19 protein-coding genes and 1 pseudogene are annotated in these 22,733 nt (G+C 61.6%); 14 read left to right on the top strand and 6 right to left on the bottom strand.

What is annotated here, in order from left to right:
- The first annotated feature begins 1,063 nt into the window (after window positions 1-1,063).
- Window positions 1,064-2,026, top strand: a complete 963-nt coding sequence (locus NJ75_RS25530) for a DUF7146 domain-containing protein (protein WP_456152439.1) — start codon at window positions 1,064-1,066, stop codon at window positions 2,024-2,026.
- Window positions 2,027-2,482: 456 nt separating this feature from the next.
- On the top strand, window positions 2,483-2,776 hold the full coding sequence (locus NJ75_RS24600) for a hypothetical protein (RefSeq protein ID WP_156135929.1): 294 nt from the start codon (window positions 2,483-2,485) through the stop codon (window positions 2,774-2,776).
- Here NJ75_RS24600 and NJ75_RS23575 read toward each other — a convergent pair.
- Window positions 2,742-3,209 (bottom strand): helix-turn-helix domain-containing protein, encoded by a 468-nt coding sequence (locus tag NJ75_RS23575; RefSeq protein ID WP_052242741.1) that lies wholly within the window; start codon window positions 3,207-3,209, stop codon window positions 2,742-2,744. The genes NJ75_RS24600 and NJ75_RS23575 overlap by 35 nt on opposite strands.
- A 306-nt stretch (window positions 3,210-3,515) precedes the next feature.
- Between NJ75_RS23575 and NJ75_RS21750 the strand changes: the two genes are divergently transcribed.
- The 3 genes from NJ75_RS21750 to NJ75_RS21740 are packed head-to-tail and all read left to right on the top strand — an operon-like array spanning window position 3,516 to window position 5,371.
- Window positions 3,516-4,133 (top strand): ribonuclease D, encoded by a 618-nt coding sequence (locus NJ75_RS21750; RefSeq protein WP_039338266.1) that lies wholly within the window; start codon window positions 3,516-3,518, stop codon window positions 4,131-4,133.
- Between the two features lie 24 nt (window positions 4,134-4,157).
- Window positions 4,158-4,802: an LPS export ABC transporter periplasmic protein LptC gene (lptC, locus tag NJ75_RS21745; protein WP_039338263.1), complete on the top strand. Its 645-nt coding sequence runs from the start codon at window positions 4,158-4,160 to the stop codon at window positions 4,800-4,802.
- On the top strand, window positions 4,799-5,371 hold the full coding sequence (locus NJ75_RS21740) for an LptA/OstA family protein (protein WP_231735519.1): 573 nt from the start codon (window positions 4,799-4,801) through the stop codon (window positions 5,369-5,371). The genes lptC and NJ75_RS21740 overlap by 4 nt, the downstream gene beginning before the upstream one ends.
- A gap of 6 nt (window positions 5,372-5,377) precedes the next feature.
- On the opposite strand, the gene NJ75_RS21735 is transcribed toward NJ75_RS21740, so the two are convergent.
- Together NJ75_RS21735 and NJ75_RS21730 are read right to left on the bottom strand one after the other, a co-directional pair.
- The gene (locus NJ75_RS21735; protein WP_039338261.1) at window positions 5,378-6,064 is read right to left on the bottom strand and encodes a transposase; all 687 of its coding nucleotides are present in this window, start codon (window positions 6,062-6,064) and stop codon (window positions 5,378-5,380) included.
- A gap of 268 nt (window positions 6,065-6,332) precedes the next feature.
- Window positions 6,333-7,202 carry an IS1595 family transposase gene (locus tag NJ75_RS21730; RefSeq protein WP_269078642.1) on the bottom strand — a complete coding sequence of 290 codons (870 nt, stop codon included), beginning with the start codon at window positions 7,200-7,202 and terminating at the stop codon, window positions 6,333-6,335.
- A 722-nt stretch (window positions 7,203-7,924) separates the two neighbouring features.
- Here NJ75_RS21730 and NJ75_RS25385 point away from each other — a divergent pair.
- Window positions 7,925-8,560 (top strand): GDP-mannose 4,6-dehydratase, encoded by a 636-nt coding sequence (locus tag NJ75_RS25385; RefSeq protein WP_322788230.1) that lies wholly within the window; start codon window positions 7,925-7,927, stop codon window positions 8,558-8,560.
- A gap of 327 nt (window positions 8,561-8,887) precedes the next feature.
- On the opposite strand, the gene NJ75_RS21720 is transcribed toward NJ75_RS25385, so the two are convergent.
- The gene (locus NJ75_RS21720; protein ID WP_039338254.1) at window positions 8,888-9,361 is read right to left on the bottom strand and encodes a Ros/MucR family transcriptional regulator; all 474 of its coding nucleotides are present in this window, start codon (window positions 9,359-9,361) and stop codon (window positions 8,888-8,890) included.
- A 948-nt stretch (window positions 9,362-10,309) separates the two neighbouring features.
- Between NJ75_RS21720 and NJ75_RS21715 the strand changes: the two genes are divergently transcribed.
- From NJ75_RS21715 to NJ75_RS21675, 8 genes and pseudogenes are all read left to right on the top strand, one after another.
- Window positions 10,310-10,876 (top strand): porin family protein, encoded by a 567-nt coding sequence (locus NJ75_RS21715; RefSeq protein WP_039338320.1) that lies wholly within the window; start codon window positions 10,310-10,312, stop codon window positions 10,874-10,876.
- 867 nt (window positions 10,877-11,743) lie between these two features.
- Window positions 11,744-11,947: a hypothetical protein gene (locus tag NJ75_RS21710; RefSeq protein WP_039338252.1), complete on the top strand. Its 204-nt coding sequence runs from the start codon at window positions 11,744-11,746 to the stop codon at window positions 11,945-11,947.
- 610 nt (window positions 11,948-12,557) lie between these two features.
- Window positions 12,558-13,148 (top strand): hypothetical protein, encoded by a 591-nt coding sequence (locus tag NJ75_RS24595; RefSeq protein ID WP_156135927.1) that lies wholly within the window; start codon window positions 12,558-12,560, stop codon window positions 13,146-13,148.
- A gap of 426 nt (window positions 13,149-13,574) precedes the next feature.
- Complete coding sequence (locus NJ75_RS21695; RefSeq protein WP_039338246.1) at window positions 13,575-16,043, top strand: strawberry notch family protein; 2,469 nt, start codon at window positions 13,575-13,577, stop codon at window positions 16,041-16,043.
- A gap of 439 nt (window positions 16,044-16,482) precedes the next feature.
- Complete coding sequence (locus tag NJ75_RS21690) at window positions 16,483-17,736, top strand: tyrosine-type recombinase/integrase (RefSeq protein ID WP_235527230.1); 1,254 nt, start codon at window positions 16,483-16,485, stop codon at window positions 17,734-17,736.
- Window positions 17,730-18,644, top strand: a complete 915-nt coding sequence (locus tag NJ75_RS21685; protein ID WP_039338241.1) for a tyrosine-type recombinase/integrase — start codon at window positions 17,730-17,732, stop codon at window positions 18,642-18,644. The genes NJ75_RS21690 and NJ75_RS21685 overlap by 7 nt, the downstream gene beginning before the upstream one ends.
- A complete protein-coding gene (locus NJ75_RS21680) occupies window positions 18,641-19,645 on the top strand; it encodes a tyrosine-type recombinase/integrase (RefSeq protein ID WP_039338238.1) in 1,005 nt (334 codons plus the stop codon). Before NJ75_RS21685 ends, NJ75_RS21680 begins: the two co-directional genes overlap by 4 nt.
- A gap of 108 nt (window positions 19,646-19,753) precedes the next feature.
- A pseudogene (locus tag NJ75_RS21675) lies at window positions 19,754-21,526 on the top strand (strawberry notch C-terminal domain-containing protein); the annotation flags it as partial.
- Window positions 21,527-21,549: 23 nt separating this feature from the next.
- Here the strand turns inward: NJ75_RS21675 and NJ75_RS21670 are convergent.
- Together NJ75_RS21670 and NJ75_RS21665 are read right to left on the bottom strand one after the other, a co-directional pair.
- Window positions 21,550-22,140, bottom strand: a complete 591-nt coding sequence (locus NJ75_RS21670; RefSeq protein ID WP_039338235.1) for a PIN domain-containing protein — start codon at window positions 22,138-22,140, stop codon at window positions 21,550-21,552.
- A 12-nt stretch (window positions 22,141-22,152) separates the two neighbouring features.
- Window positions 22,153-22,611 (bottom strand): helix-turn-helix domain-containing protein, encoded by a 459-nt coding sequence (locus tag NJ75_RS21665; protein WP_039338233.1) that lies wholly within the window; start codon window positions 22,609-22,611, stop codon window positions 22,153-22,155.
- Window positions 22,612-22,733: the final 122 nt, after the last annotated feature.

Genomic DNA, 22,733 nt, shown 5'->3' with positions numbered 1-22,733 from the left:
CGCCCCGCGTTCGGCGAGAGTTTCGATATCGAGCCGACCCATCCTCGCGCTGGCCAACAGGTCCATCAAGCGCAGGTACAAGGAAGAACGAACCGGTTGCCTAGCCGCGACAAGGTCAATTTCGGGTCCGGTCTCAAAAGGGTATCGACCGCACGCCATTGCAACACACTCCGTGCCGACCCATCCTGGCACTGCCAAGGCAGCACGACGATGCCATTTTCACCAAGGAAAACAAGCAGGTATGTACCTGTCAGGTCTGGCAGGCTTAAGGTGCCATGCAGGCAAGCTCAGGGCACGCCGTCCCGGGCAGGCAGGTCCTGATCAGGCAAGGAAAACGATGCCGATCTTGCCTTTCAGGATCATCGCACGGCCTGCCCTGCGGGATTACGCCAAGGATGGCAGTGGTATAGCCTGGGGACCCAGGATGCCGCCAGATCGATCAAACGATATGCCACCTGGGCAAAGGCGAGTGCGAAAATCAGACCGAACTCCACAAAGAGCAGCAAGTTGCCTTGGCGAGCACACCTGCAGGTGCACGAACGTTGGGAATTGGACTCTACCTCGCGAGCTTTCGCAGGTGTAGCTGGCAGAACTGGAGAATCTGCTTCGATCATCGGTACTCTCGCAGTGGAGATTGCACCTGCTTTAACCCATCAGCATGCTCGCACAGGCCGGCCAAGTTGGCAATACGGTGTCGTCGCAGCACTTGATGCTCGATCGTCTATCGCTAGCGAGCGGGCGATGGTCGGGTAGCGATGGACTGCACCGCTCGAGCGCTCCTGGTGCGCTAACAAATGGGCATTGCCGACACAAAAAATGCCGCAGCGACACGGGAGGACGCTGCGGCCAAACTCCGATCGGCCCACCTTACAATAAGGATTTGGGGCGGGTGGGGCGCCGATCGCTCGGGTCGTTATCTACACTCCGCTCATATCTTGCCACAACTTTCGCCCCGAAACTGGTTGAAGGTCGAAGCAACCGGATTCGCTCCGCCAAGGGCTCACGACCAGCCTGGTTCGTAGTCCCTAGTTCGTCGGCCTGATTGGTCGGCATTGCCGTTTACATGAGAGATCGGGGGCACGCTCCGCCAGCATCGCCGCTCGCTGCGGCGCAGGGCTGGAAGGGAGCGGCAGAGCCTGTCACGGCAGGGGAGGAGAGGGGGGTGGCAAAGGGCATGAAACGCTTTGCTCCAACGCCACGCCTTCAGAGCCTCGTCCAGCGTCTTGGCGGGCGATGGTACGGTGACTATGCGATGTGTCGCTGTCCTGCACACGATGATCGCATCCCGTCCCTCTCGCTCCGCCAAGGTCAACGTGCCATTCTCGTGACGTGCCATGCCGGTTGCCCAAGAGAAACGGTCGTGCGCCTTCTAGGCCTTGACCGCGCCCCAGTTAGCGGTGTCCCGGCCACGCCCCTGCCGAACGTCTGCCATGTGACGAGCAGTGCCGCGCTAGCCCTCTGGAGCCGCGCTGGGACTGTCGAAGATACGCTTGCAATGCGTTATCTTTGCGACTTGCGCGGCTTTCCCCGGACGAGCGTGAGGGCCCTGCACGATATCCGCTATCTCGAACGGTGTCCGCTCGGGTCGGGCAAGTCTGCGTCATACCGTCCGGCCTTGCTTGTCGCCATGCGAAAAGCGGATCGGGTATGCGCCATGCAACGCATCTTCCTCGACCCGCAAACCGCTGCATGTACCGGCAAGTTCGTTCTTGGCCGGGCTGTCGGCGCTGCCTGGTCCAATGGCCACCCGAGCTCGGTGATGGGTATCTGCGAGGGCTTCGAGAGTGCAGCTGCCTTCACCTGTCTCACCGGAATTCAGGCCTTTGCTACCATGGGAGCGGCGCGCTTCCACCAGATCGACTTGCCGCAAGGTCTTGAGCGGTTGATCCTGCTGGCAGACAATGACCGGGAGGGGCATCGCGCCCAGAGGAGGGCATCTCGCACGCTTGCCCGGCCAGGCCTCGACATCGAAACCTTATGGCCGTCACGGGGCCTGAACGACTGGGCTGACGCCTTGAAGCAGTAGGCAGCATACAGGCTTGTGTTCGCGCAGGTCGTGCGAGTCTTTCGCGCCCGTTGCAAGAAGCGATCGTCTCTATGTCAAAAGGACAATTCCCCGGTTCCTGGAGGAGGGGCGGTGGCGACATGGTCGCGACGGCGCATTGCCGTAACCCTCTTACAGGTTCAGCCACTGGTCGACGATCAGGCTGATTGGCAGGATGATAGTACGGAGTCAGGAGCAGGGAGGCCCATGGCCGGATCGAGGCACCGCTTCCTGGCATTCTGGGACCATCGAATCTGCTGAATCTGCCAACGTAAAAATGGCCCTGCTTCCAGGCTTCAGGAAGCAGGGCAAGGCAAGGACAAGGCCAGTCGATGCTGCTCTTGAAGTTGCAGATCCCGGTCTGTCCCCCGCGCAAGCTTTGCGTCCCCTTTCCGAGGATTTCGGCATGCACTGGGGCAAAAAGCAAGTATCCGTGCGGTGCGTGATCTGCAACAACTGGGCTACGAACCCCTGCTCATGGCCGCGAGCTCGGTTCAGGGCACGAAGCAAAAGTCATTCTGCCACCATACGGTCTCAGGACGTTTCGTGCTCGGTTGTCGGGCGACATCGTGCATTGTCCGCGAGCGCTTCAAGGGCATGCTCGATATAGATCGCAGCCATTTTCATGCCCATGGCATCGAGCTGGCGCTGAATCGCCTGCAGGGCCTGTGCAAGCTCTTCAGGGCGGTTTGGCTCATTACATGGCGTAGGCAAGGTCGAATACCGGATTGAATTGCGCTGCCATGTTCTCCAAAACCTCTGAAACAGTGCCCAGCCCCCGATCGGTCAGGCAGAGCCAAAAGCGCCGACGGTCGTTGATGTCAGGCTGGCGAATGACCAGTCCTCCATCGTCGAGCAGTTTCAGCCAGCGCAGCGAGGTTGCGCCAGCAAGATTGGTAAGGAGGGTGATGTCAGTAATGCTGACCCGGACCCTTTCGCGTCTTGCGATGTAGAGTTCGATAAGAATGCGCCAACCAGGATTGCATGCCGGCAGGATTGGCAGGAGCTCCTCCCGCTTGGCAAAGTTCTCCTTCAAGGCTCGCGCGATCGCAAGGGCGTCGAATTGATGCGAGGTAGGGACTGCCCGTGGCACGTGCTGGGGCTCGAGCAACTGTGTCAAGATCTTGCTTGCTATCCCGATCTGCACTTTCTCGGCATGGTTCATGGCGAGATGCTCTTCCTCTTCCCGTAGTTCTGGCAAGCCTGCTCGCACACCATCGCAACCTGGTCATTGCGATCGATCAAAGTTGGCAAGGCGCAGTGTCGGCACGGCAAAAGGCCAATACCGCTGCCACGTGCCCGATGACGATCGTGGACCTGCCTCCCGCACCGTTGCGAAATCTGCTCAAGCCCCGGACGAATGTCGCCCCTTCCCAGTTTCGTATTGGCACGCGCGTTGGTAGCACGAGCAGGTGCCAGCGGGCTTCACACACTGCTTGCGAGAAGCTGACTTACCGCCTAAGCGACAGGAATGGCCGTTTATTTCCACGAAGAAGACCTTCCCGAAGGCGTGCTTGCGCCCGGTGCCGTCGCCGTCGATACCGAGACAATGGGGTTGATCACGCCGCGTGACCGCCTTTGCGTCGTGCAGATTTCGGACGGGCAGGGCGACGAACACCTCGTCCGCTTCTCACCGGGCAGCAGCTATGCGGCGCCCAATCTGAAGGCCGTGCTGGCAGACCCTTCGCGGGTCAAGCTGTACCACTTTGCGCGGTTCGACCTTGCCGCGATCGAGCACTACCTCGGCGTGGTCGCGGCGCCCGTGTTCTGCACCAAGATCGCCTCGAAGCTGGTCCGGACCTATACCGATCGCCACGGCCTCAAGGACCTGGTGCGCGAACTGCTCGGCAAGGAAATCTCCAAGCAGCAGCAGTCGAGCGACTGGGGTGGGCCGGTGCTGTCCGATGCGCAGCAGGAATACGCCGCATCCGACGTGCGCCACCTCCATGCCATGCACGCGATCCTCGTCGAGCGTCTGGAGCGCGAGGGCCGCACCGCGATGGCGCAGGCCTGCTTCGATTTCCTGCCGATGCGCGCCCGGCTCGACCTCGCAGGTTGGGCAGAGCGTGATGTGTTCAGCCACGAGTAAAGTGGCAAAGGACAAGGGCGGGCGATGACTGTCGCGGCAGACACGATTCGCACACAGCGTCGCAGCTTTGCAGCGCCGGGCGGCTTTCATGACCGTCTTGTCCATTTTCTCGCGCGCGGCTTGCCAGCGCTGGTCGGCGCTCTGCTGGCTGTCATGATCATTACGCCGCTTTCGCCACGCGGCGAAATCAGTTTCCTGCTGGATCGTCGCAAGGTTGCGATGGTCAATGAACGCATGCAGGTTTCGAGTGCCATGTATCGCGGGCAGGATGATGACGGTCGCAATTTTTCGATCACCGCAGGCTCGGCAGTCCAACGAACCAAGGCGCAGCCCATGATCGAGCTGGATCAACTGACCGCGCGGATCATGCTGGACAATGGCCCGGCCTTGCTCACTGCGAGCAGAGGCAACTACGATTTCGGGAAGGAGATCGTGGATATCGCAGGCCCGATCAATGTCCAGACTTCGGACGGCTATCGCATGACTGCGACGAACGTCGACATCGATCTTGGCAGCAAAACCCTCAAGAGTCGCGGGCCTGTCGAAGGGCGCATTCCTGCCGGGACCTTTTCCGCCGATCGGATTAGCGCCAATCTGAACGAGCGTACGGTTGCGCTCGAGGGTAATGCCCGCCTCCGCATGGTACCGGGCAGGATGCAAATGCCATGAGCAGGACACCGATGACCAAGTATCCCCTGACAACGCGCGAGATCATTCGTTCGGCCCGTCCGCTGCGCTGGGCCGCTATCGGTTTTGCCGCGTCGGCCGCGCTCATGGCGGGTGGTCAGCATCTTTGGGCGCAGGGCATCTCGGGACATGACAGCAATGCGCCTGTGAACTACGCGGCAGATCGCATCGAGGTGCAGGACAAGACAAAGCGCGTCGTCCTGTCCGGCAACGTCGACATCACCCAGTCGGATTTGCGCATGCAGGCCGCCCGGACAACCGTTGCCTACAGGAATGCCGGCGACATCCAGATCGACAGGATCGATGCGACAGGAGGTGTCATGGTCAACCGTGGAGGTGAAAGTGCGCGCGGCGATGTTGCCGTCTACGACTTCAACCGCAACATCATCACCATGACAGGGAACGTGGCGCTCCGTCGCAACGGCGATACGTTGAACGGCGGGCGCCTGGTCATCGATCTCGATTCTGGCCTTTCGAGCGTCGACGGGCGATCAGGTGGCGGTAGCGGCGGCCGCGTCAGCGGAACTTTCAACGTCAAACGCAGGAACTGATCAGCTTCATGCTCCACGCCCGACGACCGGAGGAAAGTGCGAGACCATGTCCCAGAAGATCTGGTCCGGTTCGGAGCGGCGATTGAAACGGAAGGCAAATTCTCCGAGATAGAGCCACAGGTTGCCTCTTGCGAAATGGCCGTGCCCAGCTGCCATGACCCTGCGGAAATGCATCCAGAAGACAAGTATGGCGTTGTCGATCCCGGAATACCGGGAGGCGGGCTCGATCGCGAACGAGCGTGCCAGTCCCCAGTTCGACCGAAACTGGTTGAGGCGCGCATGCTCGATGCGGTCGCGATAGACCAGGATCGACCCGGGCCGCACCTTTGCCCGGACGATAGGATGGATCGTCGAGGGCCTGCGATCTGCAACAACGACCGGTACGACATGGGATGCGTCGTGAATTGCCATGACCAGCACGCTACGCGATTGGATACGACTGCCTCGCGCCCCTTTTATCCGCTGGAATGACAGGCCGACGGGTTCGCTCGGCCCACCCACTTGCCTTTCATCCTCGAGCAGAGCCATGTGCTGTCGAATGCGTTTGCAGATGATATGGGCGCTGCCCCCGGTCAGGCCGAACATGGTTTGAAGGAAGGCGCGGGAAATCCCGCTACGGGAGTTTGCGAAGTAGACCATCGCCATTATCCATGACGTGAGAGGCCAGGTGCTGCGTTCGAACAACGTGTCCATTGTCACGATCCGGTGGAAGGCCTGGCAGCACGTGCCTGAATACGTGCCAATTCTTTTCGTGGGCACGAGTTTGACCGGCCTTGCGCATGTCGGGCACAGGCTTAGCTCTTTCTCGCGACACCTGAACAGATGGGCGACTATTGCCTCCTCGCTGCCCAGGCATTGCTCGACCTGACGAAAACTGGTGCCGCTGCGGTGGCGAGGTGCGCTGACGGGGCGCAGCTCCGCGATCCCCTGTAAAGATGGGCAAGCCGCTGCTTGTGCCACGTCAATGGCCCTCGTCGAGTTGCAATGCCGGCATCAGGCCGAGTTCGAGGTCCATCTCCAGATAGGCCCTGGGATCGTCCGGGAAGGCAGGAAAGTGCGACACTGCATCCCAGAAGGTCTCGCGGCTCCTCGTTCGCCTGTTATAGACAAAATTGAACGCGTTTATGTATTTCCATGCATTCTCACGGTCTATTCGCAGGTACGTCAGGCGCAAGGTGCGCTTGAGATGCCACCAGTAAGTCTCGACCTGGGCCTGGCAGGCTCCGTTGCTATTGACCCAGATCCTGCGATGATGATTGACGACCTCATGATGCCACCCTCGCCGGTGCAGGCCGCGATAGCCGGCAAAGCCGTCGGTCACGAGTATGGATCCAGGCCTGACGACGTGTTCGATCAACGCGACGAGCGTCGCTGCGCGCCTGTCAGGCACAATCGCCGTCAACAGGTCCTGACGCGTACACAGGGCAACCAGACTGGCCTTGTTGGGCCGGTTGCCCGTGGTCAGGACGCCGCGCAGCAAGGCCTCGTCGATAAAGACCTGCTGGCCAGGACCGCCGATGCGGTTGCGACCGGTCAACATGGCGAGGTGGCAGCGGATCCGGTCGCACAGCGTGAAAGCGGCGGGATGGGAAATGCCGAGCAGGCGGCGGGTGAGCGATGCGGAAAACCCGACCTTGGAATTTGTGAAATGCAGGAGGACCAGGAAGAGATCGCGCAAGGGTAAGCGACTGTGACCAAACAAGGTGCCCGCCAAGGGATAGATCTCCGCGTTGCTGCAACACCGCGCGGTGAAGCACGAGCGACCCTTGCGTCTTGACCAGCGGGCGGGCCGACCGCACTTCGGGCAGGGATGGCCCTGGCCAAAGCGCATGTCGAAGACATGGCGGAGACAGGCAGCATCATCGGGAAAGACCTGATTGAACAGGTCGAGGCTTGTCCCCACGATAGTCTCTTTGGTCGAGGAAATCACCAGCGGACGCCAGCCAAACGGCACCTGTCCGTAAAGGTGCTGATCCGTAGTGTCCGCGCGGCCGCAAGCCTCGCGACATTGCCGAAGAAGCATTTGCACGACTCGTCCTCGCGACGAGCCGGGCGGTTCGTCGCGCGTGAACACAGGGAAAACGCGCCCCGCGTATTCCCCATGGGTGTTGTATTTCGCAGGCCACCCGACGGAGTCGGAGCCCGTGTTCGACCGCCGGTTCTGGCGGATCCACTCTCACGACGAAGATCGAGCAGACACTTGACGATAGCTTGCTGGAGCAGGATTTCAAGTTCTCAGGGGCCGCCGCTTGCCGCGATACGGCAAGGCCGTTCGCACTTGGCCCTTGCCCGGCTCGCGTAGTCGCACGAGGATCGCAACGTCGCATGAAAGGCGATGCCAGTTCCGATGTACCGCGTCATTCCGGCTGCCCCGCGACCGACTTTGTCGGCAGCGTCAGGCATTATGAGTATTCTGACGCCAAGCAATAGCAGAAGCTTCGGCCGTGGCAGGGGGTGTTATGGCGCTGGCACGCAATGATAACAGGTGCGCCGCCCAGGTGCTTCGACAGACATCGCCGCTGCGCGGGGCCAGTGCCTTCCTGGACCTGCTCGATGGCCAGCCAAGCCCCCGCTAGTACGGCAGCCGTCCTGCTCGGCGCTCGAAATATCGGCAACCCGCGTGATCAGGGTGCCGGTCATATCCACTGGAACGCCCATCTCAGGATGATGTTGAAAGAGGAAAAGCTCTTGGCTAACATGCTTGTTACTGGCGGTGTCGGCTTCATTGGCGGCAACTTCGTTCGCTATTGTAGCAAGCAAAATCCCGACGATACGATCATCGTGCTCGATTGCCTGACCTATGCCCGCAACCGTTCGACCATTGCCGATGTCGAGCAGACTGACCTCGTCGTCGGTGACATTGGCGACACAGCGCTTGTCGAGAAGCTGCTGCGCGAGCAAGGTGTGGCAACGCTCGTCCATTTTGTCGCTGAAAGCCACATCGATCGCTCGATCACGGGGCCCGACGCCTTCATCGAGACGAATGTGATCGGCACCAGCAGCCTGCTCAAGGCCGCGCGCATGTTCCGGCCATGGGATGCGCACGCTCGCCCAACCCTTGCCACACGGCGTGCCGCCCAGGTGGTTTGGCGTGCCCAGTGTCTCTTTACTGTCGAGATGCAGGCACCCTGTCGGACCCGGCACAATGCCGGAGACCATGCCCCCAAAACCTCACATAGTGGGGTTTGAGCTTGCCGTTTGGGCGTTGCAACTGCCTGACAAGCAAAGGCGGGTGAAACCAGCCACTTCATTCGCGCAGGCCTGAGGGACGCACCCGAGACAGACGCCCAACCGGGACATTACGCGCAAGGCGGAGCGAGCCAGGATTACACGCTGCGAGCGCGCGTTCCTTGCCCCAAGGTCCTCCCCCGAAGGCTTGCCGCGGTCAGCTGGCGCAGTTCGGGCCCGATGTGACACACCTGGGGCTCGGACACTTCTGCTGTCTCGCGAAACGCAAGAGAACAGGGCAGCTATCTCATCCGTGAGCCCCGACAGGCAAGTCGCCTGCTTAGTGCGTCAGGGCTGTGCCGCTTCAGGCTTCGCAGGCTTGCGGCCACGCTTGGCCACCGGTTTGACGACCTTGGTTCCGGGCTTGCGCCCCAGCCCGATCGCCTTGGCGAGTTCCCGGCGCTTTTCGGCATATGCCGGCGCCACCATCGGATAATCGGCAGGCAGGTTCCAGCGCGCACGATATTGTTCGGGCGTCATGTTGTAACGGTTCGCCAGATGGCGCTTGAGCATCTTCATCTTCTTGCCGTCTTCAAGGCACACGATGTAGTCGTTCTTGACAGATGCCCGAACCGAAACCGCAGGCTCAGGAAGGGATTCGTGTACCTCCTCAGGCTTGTCGAGACCTGCAAGAGCGTTGTAGACGTTGGCGATAAGCGCAGGGAGGTCGCCCACTGCGACGCTGTTGTTGCTCACGTGAGCGGAGACAATATCCGACGTCAGTGTGACAAGCGTTTCGCGATTGGCAAGATCATCTTGCATTTCAGTCAGCTCCCTTTGTGCATTGCAGCCCCGAATAATTCGTGAACTTCTAGCGCACGCTGACTTGCAGGACCAGCCCTTCCTTATCCGCAAGGATGATCGGCTGCGGATTTATTCAAAAACCGGAAAAACAAGGTTAATAAATGGTTGGACAATGCGCGAGTATAAGCATGTCCACGATATGATCATGTCGTCAGGAGACCGAGAAATTCAATAAAATTCGGAAATTGCTTCCGCTCATGCAAGACCCTGAAAATCGTCGTACCCAACCACAACCATACCCGGGGACCGCGATTGGTGTCTGTGCTTAACTGCTTGCAGATTTGGCAGGAATGGGTTGCGCGGTAAATCTGGTCCCGATGCATCCAGTGGATGGCTCCATCACCCTTTTTCATAGCCGCCGCGAAGTTGCCTGGAGCAGGCCTTTGCCTGCGCATCGTGCGCCAACTGCGCGGATGTCAGCACCGATACCCGCGATCGAGGCGCTGGTTGGCAAACCGCGCAAGACACCACCGCAAGCCTCGGTCCCGCCAGCGAAGGCCGGATTGGGCAAGAAGGGCGGCAAGGGTCGCCAGTTCATTGTCACCATGAGTGTGCGGACCGAACGGCGGCCGGAGGGCGCCAGTCCACAGGATGCCGCCCAGGTCCCAGTATTCGGGCGGGATGCAGGAAACCGGTTGGTTACCGGGAACCTGGCCCGTCTGTCGCTCGAGGCCGTTCAAGTGAGCAAGCGCACATTTCTGCGACCCTGGTGTGATTTTCTCGCAAGCAGCTTTCGTGTCCCGATGGCATCGCGATTTTTGTTGCATTGCGGCAACACGTTGTTTTTTCGCGACATCGCATGCCCCACTTTGCGGTTGTCCCAGCCGGACAATCCTCAGATGGGCGCGCCGCCGCGGTCTCGGAAAAACGCAATCAGAACCGCGATATGCAAGAATGGGGAACATCATGAAGAAGATCACGATCGCGCTCGCAGCCGTTGTTGCAGCTTGCGCCACGCCTGCGTTTGCCGAGGCTCCCTCGGGCGTCCGCACCGAAGTGCTTGTTGGCTGGGATCGCGTCTCGCTCGACCTGAATGACTTGGGCCTTGGCACGTACAGCGAAGACGGTGTCGGTTTTGGCCTGGCTCTCGGCTATGACATTCCGACCACCGGCAACGTCGCCTTCGGCGTTGACGCTGAAGTCTCGGACTCGTCGACCAAGTACGTTTATGACGATGGCGTCGATCGCGCGGTGATTTCGACCGGCCGTGACCTCTACGTCGGTGCTCGCGTGACTGCCGCGGTCAACCCGAAGCTGAATCTCTATGGCAAGGTTGGCTACACGAACGCCCGCATCAAGGGTGAGCTCAACGGCTTCAAGGATGGCGAGAACGGTGATGGCGTGCGCCTTGGCCTGGGCGCTCAGCTCGGCCTCGGTGGCAACAGCTACGGCCTGCTCGAGTACCGTTACTCGAACTACGAATCCAACTTCTCGCGCAACCAGGTGCTCGCAGGCGTCGGCCTGCGCTTCTGATCACTCCTGAGTGAACGGACTGGGGAGGCCAGCGGCGCTGTCCTCCCCATTTTCTGTGGTCTTCTCGGCCCGATCTGGATTTATCTGCAAGGCTTGAGGCTCCTGCCACGCGTCGGGCAGATTGCAGGATTGAAACCATGATCAACCAAGCAATTGCCCTTGCCAGGTTTTGCAAGAAGTCCTTGCGAGGCGGGTGCAGGGCATCTCTGGGCTTGCATTGAGCATGACCGCCATCGGCCAGCGAAGGGTGCGCCACCGGCTATGGCAGCCAGCACACACGGCCCTCTGTCTCGGTCCATTTGCGCGCTTGCTCGCAACATAGGCCTTGAAAACCGCCGCAGATGGAGCAGCGACCCAACCGTTGCGAGGGACGCAAACCAGTGCGGTAAATCATCATGGCGGTCCACGGTGCAGCAAGAAGAGGATGGCCTCGTTGATCTGCAGTACGGGCTATTCATGCCGATGCGCCAAACATGAATGGCGGTGAAAAGAACGGTTCGAGGAGCCGCCGCCGGGCATCGGTCAAGCGCCTGGTAAAGCCAAGTCAGCGCAGGTCACACCGCGCCTGAGCAGGAACCGCCCCTATCGTTCAACTCCCGAAGTCTTTAGCCAGGCCATGCCGATGAACGACCCGGGGCTGATGTCGGATTGGATGATCGATAGCACCCAGCCTGGTGGCGAATTCGGTTCTCAGGCAGCCACCAGCAGCACTGCCAAGGCAGGAGTTTATGGTTGCTGCATCGTTAACGCGATCTTAGGGGCACTTGCCTAGACACGGTTGGCAGGAGGGCATTGCGGCTTTGCCGAACGCATCAGCGCTGCGGTTCTGCCGAATGCCTTCCGAATTTCGTTTGCACCTGCGGCGTGATGACCGTCGTGTCCCGCAAGGTGGCGCAAGGACTGTCGCTTCACGCCGGGACCGGGTTCGGGTCAGGCAGCCAGAGCTGGCAGGCGGACAACGCGATCACGGCTCGCAGAGCCGAGAATCTCCAGCGTTATGGAGCGGCGGGATACCGCCTCGTTGTCATTGTGCTCCAGCATCTGCTCCCCGATAACGCGTATTCATCTTGATGCCGCCATCTGAGGGAACAGCGCGGCAATGCCCTCATCGCATCGCGAGACAATGGCAGCCTCAGCAAGTTCCTCGATGGGCGCTCGACCTTCGGCATCCATCCGCCTCCCGAGCTCTGCCATCTGATCCTGGTGTTTGAATGGCGTTGTCCGGGCAAAGGGCAATCTTCACAGCCCATGCAGCCTCTTGCACGATACAGACACACCTGCGCTCATCGGGAAAGTGCGTGCCAGATCATGCGATGGAGCGGCGCGTTGTGATCCAGCACACGGACTTGCCAGCCTGGGTCCAATAACCGTCTTGCCAGGATCTGCCCGCGGTAAAAATGAGCTCCTGGAAGAGTTTAGCTGATTGCATCGTTCGCAAGGGCAAGGGCAGGGGCAGGGGCGGCAAGGCCTCACGCAATGTGACCTTGTCCAACGAAGTGCAGTGGCGCTATTCGCACGCTCAGAGCGGCCGGTTACACAAGCGCCCGGGCTGCTCAGGCGAAAGGCCATTGCCCAAGCGTTACACGGTGCCGGAATTGTCAGGCACGCACCTGTCGCTCTTCTCGGCGCCACCGAGTGCCAGGAAGGTATCGAACGCTGCCAGCCGCAGGCAGATGTGCTCGTGAAGACTGATCCGGATTGTGCGGGCGCTTTCATCGTTACATTGCAGGATGGCACCCTGATCGGCAGGATCGGCGCAAAGAGTGCACTTGCCAGGGCTATTGCCGACGCCGACGCGGTGCTTGCTGCCAGGATCACCAGCATTGGCGCAGAAGACGGCAAGGGGCAACTGCTGGCGCCTCGAATTGCAGTGGTCACCGGACCAGGCGATGCCCGACCGGACATGGCCTGGCTTGAGAATCACCATGTCCATTCCGTCCAGTTGTCAGGGGAACAGCACTTCCAGACTGCAATCCGCAAGCTTGCTCTGGGCGAAGGTGTCACCCTCACGTCGGTGACGGCACATGATCACGGCGAAGGTGCCACTGTTGCCGTGAACAGGCGCGGTGAACCGCTCGGATACCTGCCAGCCGACTCCAAACTGCGTGATGGCGTCAACAATCTGAACGAGGTCGAACGGGCAGAAGTCAAAACTGTCTGCATAGGCAGCGGCGGTTTGAGGACTGTTTTCCTCGCTGTGCACATCGGTGCCCTCGACCGGACACTGCGTGTTGCGGGAAGCCGGCCGAAGCGACAGGTGTGCCCATGCTGATCGGGCTGGACAGCGGCAGCGAAAAGCACAGGGCCACGGACCTGACGCAGATGCCTGGCGTCTCCGGCTAAGCCACAGATGCTGGCGTAACGCGCTGCAGGTTCAGCCTGACATCAGGGAGATTGCGCCTTTGCCGATTGGCTCTCAATACTGGTGCGCCAGGTTGCCATGCTCGAGGCTGGCGGCTCATCGGTTCGGGGATCTCCCAACGGCTCTGCTGCCCATCTGGGCATCGGCAAAGCGTCCTTTGCATTCAGCACCCTTCTTTCAGGCGAGCTGTGTCAAGCCGTCGCGTCCCGGTCGAATCTGCAGGCTGAAGCGATCTGCCAGGGATTTGCCCGGGTAAGGCGCGGGGAGGGGAGGGGGAGCGGGCAGGTATGCCGCCTTGTCGGCTTCAGGCCTTTGCAGCAATTCCCGGAGAAAACCATGACCCTAACTCATGCTCGCGCCAGTGCCATTATGGGCGCAGCGCGCACCCTTGCCGATAGACTGCTTCTTGCGGGGTCGATCAGCAGGGCCACTCTCACCCAAGCCATGACCAAAAGCGCAGGCGGCAGCGATTTCCAGGGAGCGTGGCAGCAGCGCGACAGTTTCGAGGCCTTGGAAGTCGCACTTTGCCTTGCCATTCCGACGCTCGTGGGCCGGATGGAGGTGGCAGCTGCAATCAGTACGCTCGAGGCGATTTCCCGAGCCTTGCCAACGCACACGGTGCGCAGCGAGGACCAGATCCAGTTCCAGCAGTTCTCGACGCCGCCGGCGCTGGCCAGGCTCGCGGTTCATCTGGCGCGGCTTTCCGGCGATGACGTGTTGCTGGAGCCGAGCGTGGGCACCGGGATCATCGCTTCGCTTGCCAAGGGCACGGTCAAGGACCTGATCCTCAACGAACTCGAACCCACCCGCGCGGACCTGCTCGAGACCGTGTTTCCGGGCACGAAGGTCTACCGCCACGACGGCGCGAAACTCAGCGCGCTGCTCTCCGGGACAGAACGGCCGAGCGTCGTTCTGATGAACCCGCCGTTCTCGGTGTCGCAATCACGTGGGCAAGATCAGAACACCGCCGCCAGGCACTTGCGTGCTGCGCTCGACCACATGCTGCCGGGTGGCCGGATCGTCGCGATCATCCCGGACTGGTTCTCGCCTTCGGCCAAACACGGAGAAACCTTTCGGCGCACCCTCGAAGGCGGACGGGTCGTCCTGTCGCTCCGCCTCGACAAGGGCGGCTACGTCAAGCACGGCACCGGTATCGCGGTCCGCATGCTGGTGATCGACAAGGTGCCAGGCGAGATCAGCGTATCCACGATCAATCGCGGCTCGGTCGGCGAACTCTTCGCCGCGCTGCCAACCGTGCCACCTCGGGCGCCATTGCGCGACCCGACGCAGGCGGCAGCGCCCCGACCCAAGCTCAGCCTCTTCCGCTCGGTGAAGACCGGTCCAGCCCGGCCCGTGATCGTTCGAACTCTGCAGACCAACGACGTCCGCCCTGTCGCCTACGAAGTCCTGGACGAACCGGCCGCGATGGGCGAGCAGCGCGGGGTCTATGCCGACTACCGGCCATCCCGCGTGGTGATCGCGGAAGCGGGCGAACATCCCACCCACCTCGTCGAATCCGCCGCCATGGCTTCGATCGCCGCGCCGAAACCCAGCTACGTGCCCTCGCTACCCGAGCGGACCGTCACGGCGCGGCTGCTCTCGGCCGCCCAGCTCGAAACCGTGATCTACGCAGGCGAGGCCTGGAGCCGCGATCTCCATGGCCGCTTCAGTCATCCTGACGGCGAAGTCGCGCTCAAGGAGGATCCCGAGGGCCACCTCTACCGGACCGGGTTTTTCCTTGGTGACGGCACCGGGGCAGGGAAGGGGAGGCAGGCGGCGGCCTGCATTCTCGACCAATGGCTCAAGGGCAATCGCCGTCACATCTGGATATCGAAGAATGCGCCGCTGCTCGAAGACGCGCAGCGCGACTGGACGGCGATCGGAGGGCTGCCGTCCGACATTCTCGACCTTGCTCGCTGGAAGATCGGCGAGGAGATCACCGCGCCCGAGGGCATCCTGTTCGTTCCTTATGGCACGCTGCGCAGTTCGAGGGTGGAGGATACCCGGCTTGACCAGATCGTTCGCTGGGCCGGTGAAGACTTCGAAGGGGTCATCGTCTTCGACGAGGCCCACGAAATGGGCGGCGTCGCCGGCGGGGAAGGGGGCTTTGGCCAGAGATCCGGGGGCCAGAAACAGGGCTCGCTCCAGGGCATCGCCGGGGTGCTGCTCCAGAACATACTGCCGCGCGCCCGGGTGCTCTACGCTTCGGTCACCGGCGCATCGGACGTCAACAATCTTGCCTATGCGGTCCGACTTGGCCTGTGGGGACCGGGCACGGCGTTCGCAAACCGCGAGCAGTTCATCAGCGAGATCCGCGACGGCGGCATTGCCGCGATGGAACTGGTGGCGCGCGACCTCAAGGCCTCCGGGCTCTACCTCGCCCGGGCATTGAGCTTCGCCGGAATCGAGTACGACATCCTGCGCCATGACCTGACCCCTGAGCAGATCGCGGTCTACGACACCTATTGCGAGGCCTGGACGATCATTCACCAGAACCTCGAAGCGGCGCTTGAGTTCACCGGCATCGTCGATGGGCTTGAGAACAGGACGCTCAACAGCGGCGCCAAGGCGGCCGCCCGCAGCCGGTTCGAGGGGACCAAGCAGCGCTTCTTTGCGCAGGTCCTGCTCTCGCTGAAGCTGCCCTCGATCTATCCCGCGATCGACGAGCATCTGGCAAACGACGAAAGCGTCGTTGTCCAACTGGTGAGCACGGCAGAATCGATCCTCAACCGGCGTCTCAATGAGCTCGATCCCGACGAACGCGAGGCGCTGGAACTGGACCTGTCGCCCAGGGAATACGTGTAATGTTGAGCTCAACATTACACGTATTCTTTGCAGTCGCAGTTTATGTCGAGCGTGGCGGCGGTAGGCGCAGGTTTCCTTCGGTTTTCCATGATTTCACTCCAGATAACTACGGTTCCGTCGACCTCAGCAAGTCGAAGGAGCCAACATGCGAACACGATCATCACTGCCGTTTCGGACTACCCCGCTCCGGGTCGAAGACCCGCCCAGTCACGGCGCTCTTCTCACCGCATTTCTCTCCTCTCTGTCCCTCGACGAGAAGTCAGGCTGTGCGGTTCTGTTTGGCGCGGCGGTCCGCCATTTCCTGCATTGGCTGGAACGGCATAGGACCGCGATCCGCACGATTGACGATCAGGCTGTCCGACGGTTCGAGAAGCATCGGTGCCGGTGCCACCGGTATTCGGCGCAGCAAGCGCACTACAAGGCTGACCAAGCAGCAAGGGTGAGGCGCTTCGTCCGGTTCCTCGAAGATCAAGGCTACGTCGAAGTCGACGACGGGATCGACGATCTGCCACGGCACCTCGCCGACTATTCCGATGCGATCGGCCGCCTGCAACTCGCCGAGGGACCCGCGCAGGCCTATCGGTCCGAGGCCGAGCATTTCATGGCCTGGCTTCGCATTACGCGACGCCAATGGATCGATATCGACGACACGATCATCGACCAGTACGCTGCGCATGATTGCCGATGCCCGGTATGGCGCAAGCGCGGCAAGCTGGTCGCCACGGGCACGAAGCGGCGGCGGCGATGCGCACGGCACTTCGTCGAGTTCCTGCGAGGCCGCGGTGTCATCCCATCGGTTGAACCGGTGGCTGACGATGACCCGCACATGTCGGCTTACCTCACGTGGCTCAAGCAACATCGCGGCGCCACCGATGAGACGATCCGGCGCTACCGGACCGATATCAGACGGCTCATGCCGATGCTGGGCGAGCCTTCGCAATGGGATGCCGCCGGACTCAGGAGCGCATTCCAACGACGAAGCAAGGAGACGCCGGGCTCGGCATCGCTGCTCGTCACGATAATGAGGAGCTACATCCGGTTTCTGGTCGTGCGTGGCGAGTGCCGGCCTGCATTGTTGCATGCAGTTCCATCAGTGCAGCGCTACCGCCTTTCGACGCTGCCGCGCCACGTCGACCCGGCAACGATCGAGAGGATCATTGCGGCCTGCCCGACAGATCGTCCGGTAGAAGTCCGGGACAAGGCCATCATTCTCCTGCTCGCCAGGCTCGGCCTGAGGGCTGCCGATGTTCAGGACATGCGTCTCGACGACATCGACTGGCGGTCCGGCCACCTGACGGTCAAGGGCAAGACGCGTCGACCGGACCGTCTGCCATTGCCGCAGGATGTCGGCGACGCGATCTTGGCATATCTTGCGGCAGCCCGCCCGGAGGCCGCCGAAGAGCATCTGTTCCTGCGTGCACAAGCACCGTTTCGGCCATTCCGCTCGTCCGCCGAGATCGCGGGCATCGTCGCTCGAACGCGCGACCGCGGTGGGATCGAAGGAGTGCCGACCGGGTCGCACATATTCCGGCATTCGCTTGCCACCAACCTGCTGCGCGCGGGCGCAGGCCTGGAGTCCGTTGGGACCATCCTGCGTCACAGCTCGCCTGAGACCACTGCCATCTACGCCAAGGTCGATTTGCCGATGCTCATGAAGATCGCGCAGCCCTGGCCCGGAGATCTGCCATGTTGAACACACACATCTCAAGATACGTCGCTTTGCATCGCAGCCTGGGTCGGAAGTATTCCGAACAGGACCGGATGCTCCGTCAGTACGCTGGCTACGCCGAGGGTTTCGGCGATCGGCACACTCAGGTCCAGCGCATCTATGACTGGTGCTACACGTCGAGCTCACAATATGTGGCCCGTCGCAGGTTCGACACTGCGCGCAACTTCAGCCTTTTCGCTCACGCCGAAGATTCAGACCACGAAGTTCCGCCTGCCGGCGTCTTCGGCCGGGGAAAACGGCCACGCCCGACGCCGACCATCATTGAACCGGACCAGGTGCAGGCGATCATGACTGCAGCATTGGGCGTTCCACCCCAAGGCACGATCAGCCCATACACATACCATTACCTGTTCGGCCTGCTCGCTGCGACAGGTCTCCGGATTTCCGAGGCCCTCGCGTTACAATGCGCCGATCTGGTCGAGGATGGCCTGATCGTCCGCAACGGCAAGTTCGGCAAGCAGCGGCTTGTAGCGTTGCAGCCATCGACGCGCCAAGCACTTGAAGCCTATCTCGCCCTCCGCGAGAAGCACGCGGCCAGGGGCCGCGACCTGTTCGTCACTATCCGGGGGCGGGCACCGCACAAGGTGCGCGCCCACGTGGTGTTCGTCAGATTGGCCCGGCTTCTCGGATATCGTGGGCCGACCGGTACGGCGGGCATGCGACTCCACGATTTGCGGCACACCTTCGCTGTCCGTTCACTGGAGTCATGTCCGCCCGACAGGGAAGCCATCGCCCACCACATGGCCGGTCTCAGTGTCTATCTGGGGCACGCGTCGGTCGCCAACACGTACTGGTATCTCGAGGCCACCCCGGTGCTACTGCGCGACATCGCAGCTGCCAGCGAGCAGCTTTACCTGGGAGAAGCGGCATGACGGCGCTCGCTCCGCATCTCTCGGCATACCTGCGTGAACATCTGCCACGTGAACGTGCTGTTAGCCCGCACACGGTGAAGACCTATGCCAACTGTTTCGTCCTCCTCGTCCAGTTCGCCGCCGGTCGGCTGAAGCGCCGGCCGACCGATCTTGAGATCGAGGATTTCGGCACCGACATGATCATGGCCTTCCTTGACCATGTCGAGAACGGTCGCGGCAGCTGTGTTCGGACCCGCAATGGTAGGCTCGCCGCGATCCGGTCGTTCTTCCGCTACATCGAGTATCGCATTCCGGCCTGCCTGGATCAGGCCCTTCGCGTCAGATCGATCCCTACCAAGAAGACCGACAAGGCGCTGATCGACTACCTCGACCGGGCGGAGATCAAGGCTTTGCTCGACGCCCCGGATCCCCGGACACGCCTTGGCACCCGCGATCGCGCAATGCTGCATCTGGCCTATGCTGGCGGGCTGAGGGTGTCGGAACTCGTAACGCTACAACTGCGCGATTTCCCGGATCGCTCGCTTTCGACCGTGCACATCTTGGGCAAGGGTCGGCGTGAACGGGTCCTCCCGCTCTGGAAGGAGACCCAGTTCGCATTGCGCGCGTGGCTTGCGATCCGCCCCGAAGCCGAGGTCGCCGAGATATTCCTCAATGCCAACGGGCGACCCATGACCCGCGACGGATTTGCGTTCCGTTTGGCCGAGCACGTCAAGACCGCGGCAACGAAGCAGCCGTCGATCCTTGGAAAGCGCGTGACACCGCACGTGCTGCGCCATTCCTGCGCAATGCACACGCTCGCGGCGACAGGGGACATTCGCAAAGTCGCATTGTGGCTCGGCCATGCCAGCATCCAGAGCACCGAGACCTATTTGCGCGCCGATCCCGAGGAGAAGCTGCAGATTCTCGCGGCGCACGGCGCTCCTGCCATCAAGCCCGGGCGCTTCAAGCCGCCATCCGATGCCCTGATCACGATGCTCACCGACGTTCGAAGGCGGGCCTAGCCCGTCTCCGGACAACCCCCTGGCACTCATATTATCTGGAGTGAAATCATGGAAAACCGAAGGAAACCTGCGCCTCCCGCTGCCACGCTCGACATAAACTGCGACTGCAAAGAAGCGATCGTGGATTACCTCACCCGGGCCTTCCCGACCCGGCAAATGGAGGAATACACCGATGAGCTCGGCGATGTACGCTCGCGGCCGATGTGGGACGAGGAGGGCAATCCGGTCCACAACCCGCAGGCCGAGGCCGCGCGCGCCGACCTGATCGAGCACATCTGCGCCATGCCGCCGATCCCGACCGCGCTCGATGCGCTGCTCGAGCACTACGGCGTGACCGCAGTCGCCGAGGTGACAGGGCGCAGCAAACGCCTGGTCCGTGATGGATCGGGCCGGCAGCGTCTCGAAAGCCGCTCACCCCGGACCAACCTTGCCGAGACCACCGCGTTCATGACCGGGGCCAAGCGCATCCTCGTCTTCTCCGATGCTGGCGGCACGGGGCGCAGCTATCATGCGAGTCTTGATGCCAGGAACCAGCAGCGCCGGGTCCATTTCCTGCTCGAGCCCGGATGGCGCGCCGACCGGGCGATCCAGGGGCTGGGGCGCACGCACCGCACGCACCAGGCCTGCCCGCCGCTGTTCCGCCCCGTCACCACCGACTGCAAGGGCGAGGCCCGGTTCACCAGCACGATCGCGCGCCGTCTCGATGCCTTGGGCGCGCTGACCCGCGGCCAGCGGCAGACCGGTGGGCAGGGGATGTTCGATGCGTCCGACAATCTCGAGAGCATTTATGCGAAGCATGCGCTCCACGACTGGTACGGCCTGCTGGCGACGGCCAAGCTAAAAAGCACCACCTTGTCCGAGTTCCAGCAGATGAGCGGACTCGAACTCACCGACAAGGACGGCGTGCTGCGCGAGGACCTGCCGCCGATTCAGCGCTGGCTCAACCGCATCCTCGCGATGAAGATCGCCGTACAAAACGCGATCTTCGACGAGTTCCTGACCCTTGTCGAAACCTGCGTCTCGGCCGCCAAGGAAGCCGGGACCTTCGATATCGGCGTCGAGACCGTAGCGGTGGAAACCTGCGAGGTGCTGTCGGACACGGTGATCCGAACCGATTCCGTGACCGGCGCGACTTCGCACCTCCTTGAACTGTCTCTGACCCAGCGGCGCAAGGTCCTCTCGCTCGAGCGCGTGCTCAAATTGGCATCACATGAGGAAGAGCCCCTGTTCCTGCGCAATGACAAGTCGGGCAAAGTCGCACTCGGCATCGCGGCGCCCTCGCACATGGACGAGGAGGGCCACATGATCCGCCGCTTCGAACTCGTGCGACCGCTCCGCAGCGAGTACCTGCGCGCTGACCGCCTCCACGAGTCCGCCTGGGAGCCCTTCACCAAGTCCACGTTCAGTGCGCTATGGGAGGAAGAATACGCCGCCGACGAGAGCCAGCTTGTGACCGAGACCGTCTATCTCGCAACGGGACTACTCCTGCCAATCTGGGGCGCGCTTCCCAAGGAGGATCTCACAGTCAATCGCATCGTCGACAAGTCCGGCGCCTCCTGGCTTGGGCGGCATGTTCAGGACCTCTACGTCGATGCTACCCTCGAGAAACTCGGGGTTGCCCGCAAGGCGCAGACCGATCCCGCCAAGATTGCTGCCGCCATTCTCGGCGGGGGCACATGGAAGGCCCCGCACCCCTTGGGCTTCACGATCCGCACAGCCCGCGTGAACGGTTCCCGAAGGATCGAGATTGTCGATGCCGAAGCTGCGCGCATTCCCGAGCTCAAGTCTCAGGGCTGCTTCACCGAAATCATAGCCTACAAGACCCGCGTGTTCGTGCCGATGGACGGAGCAAGCGAGATTCTTGGGAGGATCATCGCTTAGTCGTTGGCCTGCGTCACTGCAGGTCAGATAGATTCGGCGTGGCCGCTCAGGATCGACGCGGTGACGAACAGGCCATGTGCCTCCAGGGAGCGCAGGTAGTCCTCAGCGGACATTTCCGGCCGCTTCAACCGAATGCGCAACGTCCGGATGGCGGCAACCGCCTTGCCCTCGTCGAGCGCGATGGTGTCCGCGATGAACTCGTCTGCGGTTCGCGTTTCGATGTTGAGCGGTGCGAGAATCGCTGCCGGGAAATCGCTGATGTTTTCGGTCACGACAGCCTGGGCCTGCGTCTGGACTGCAGCGGCCAGCACATGCTCGTCATTGGCGTCGGGAAGTCCGAATTTCAGGGCCGCAACTGAAGCGTGCGCCTCAACGAGAGCCTCGGGAAAAGCCTGGTGTATGGCGTCGACGGATCGAGCGGCCCTTGTCGGTGCGTCAGCGAACCCTCGCTCGGCAAAGATCTTGTCCAATGCCGCACGAGTCTCATCAAGGATACGTTGCGACCAGCGCACACGAAAGAATTCTGCCTCGGCGAGAGTGAGCAGCAGATCACGACGCGGCGCGCTGACCAGTGTGCAGGCATCGACCAGAGCGGTGTAGCGATTGGCGAACATGGCAGGTTCAGATCAATACAGGTCCGAGCCGTCCGCAATCAGTTCGTCCATCGCCTTCGAACGGATCTTATCGCGCTCCGCCTTGTACGCGAACACGTCCTCGGCCTTGAGCCGCCGATGCCGTCCTACCATGCTGTGCGGGATGTCACCCTTCTCGATCAACCTGATCAGGTAAGGACGGGACATGTTAAGCAGATCTGCTGCCTGCTGCGTCGTCAACATCTGCTGGATCGGCACGAGCGTGACGGCATCCCCGCTCCCGATGTGACGCAACAACTCGAGGAACAGGTCCGACATCGCTGGTGTCAGCGTGATCTCGACCGGTTTCCTGGTCTTTGGATCGGGAACGCGCAACTTGGCCTCGCCGGCCTTCTGCGAGGCAAGGATGCGCCGAAGCTGGTTGGCGATCTGGCGATCGTCGGCAGAGGGCAGCCTGTTGCCGAAGGGCAAGGCATTGGCTGGCAGTGTCATCGTGTCTCTCCGCTGATGGCGATATTCCCTAGCGCATATTCGCAATAAACGCAACCAAGTTGTGCAATCTGGGTTCCGCGGACGATCCGGGCCGTGAGGCATAAATCTAAAATCTATGCCTC

The sequence above is a fragment of the Novosphingobium subterraneum genome (assembly GCF_000807925.1).
Classification (GTDB): Bacteria; Pseudomonadota; Alphaproteobacteria; order Sphingomonadales; family Sphingomonadaceae; genus Novosphingobium; species Novosphingobium subterraneum.
Note: the sequence above shows the minus strand (reverse complement) of the source record. Positions and strands in the feature narration are given on the sequence as shown.

Coding starts and splice junctions, on each gene's coding strand:
- NJ75_RS25530 (WP_456152439.1), top strand. CDS start 1,064: ATGAGAGATCGGGGGCACGCTCCGCCAGCATCGCCGCTCGCTGCGGCG.
- NJ75_RS23575 (WP_052242741.1), bottom strand. CDS start 3,209: ATGAACCATGCCGAGAAAGTGCAGATCGGGATAGCAAGCAAGATCTTG.
- NJ75_RS21750 (WP_039338266.1), top strand. CDS start 3,516: ATGGCCGTTTATTTCCACGAAGAAGACCTTCCCGAAGGCGTGCTTGCG.
- lptC (WP_039338263.1), top strand. CDS start 4,158: ATGACTGTCGCGGCAGACACGATTCGCACACAGCGTCGCAGCTTTGCA.
- NJ75_RS21740 (WP_231735519.1), top strand. CDS start 4,799: ATGAGCAGGACACCGATGACCAAGTATCCCCTGACAACGCGCGAGATC.
- NJ75_RS21735 (WP_039338261.1), bottom strand. CDS start 6,064: ATGGACACGTTGTTCGAACGCAGCACCTGGCCTCTCACGTCATGGATA.
- NJ75_RS21730 (WP_269078642.1), bottom strand. CDS start 7,202: ATGCGCTTTGGCCAGGGCCATCCCTGCCCGAAGTGCGGTCGGCCCGCC.
- NJ75_RS25385 (WP_322788230.1), top strand. CDS start 7,925: ATGGCCAGCCAAGCCCCCGCTAGTACGGCAGCCGTCCTGCTCGGCGCT.
- NJ75_RS21720 (WP_039338254.1), bottom strand. CDS start 9,361: ATGCAAGATGATCTTGCCAATCGCGAAACGCTTGTCACACTGACGTCG.
- NJ75_RS21715 (WP_039338320.1), top strand. CDS start 10,310: ATGAAGAAGATCACGATCGCGCTCGCAGCCGTTGTTGCAGCTTGCGCC.
- NJ75_RS21710 (WP_039338252.1), top strand. CDS start 11,744: ATGACCGTCGTGTCCCGCAAGGTGGCGCAAGGACTGTCGCTTCACGCC.
- NJ75_RS21695 (WP_039338246.1), top strand. CDS start 13,575: ATGACCCTAACTCATGCTCGCGCCAGTGCCATTATGGGCGCAGCGCGC.
- NJ75_RS21685 (WP_039338241.1), top strand. CDS start 17,730: ATGTTGAACACACACATCTCAAGATACGTCGCTTTGCATCGCAGCCTG.
- NJ75_RS21680 (WP_039338238.1), top strand. CDS start 18,641: ATGACGGCGCTCGCTCCGCATCTCTCGGCATACCTGCGTGAACATCTG.
- NJ75_RS21670 (WP_039338235.1), bottom strand. CDS start 22,140: ATGTTCGCCAATCGCTACACCGCTCTGGTCGATGCCTGCACACTGGTC.
- NJ75_RS21665 (WP_039338233.1), bottom strand. CDS start 22,611: ATGACACTGCCAGCCAATGCCTTGCCCTTCGGCAACAGGCTGCCCTCT.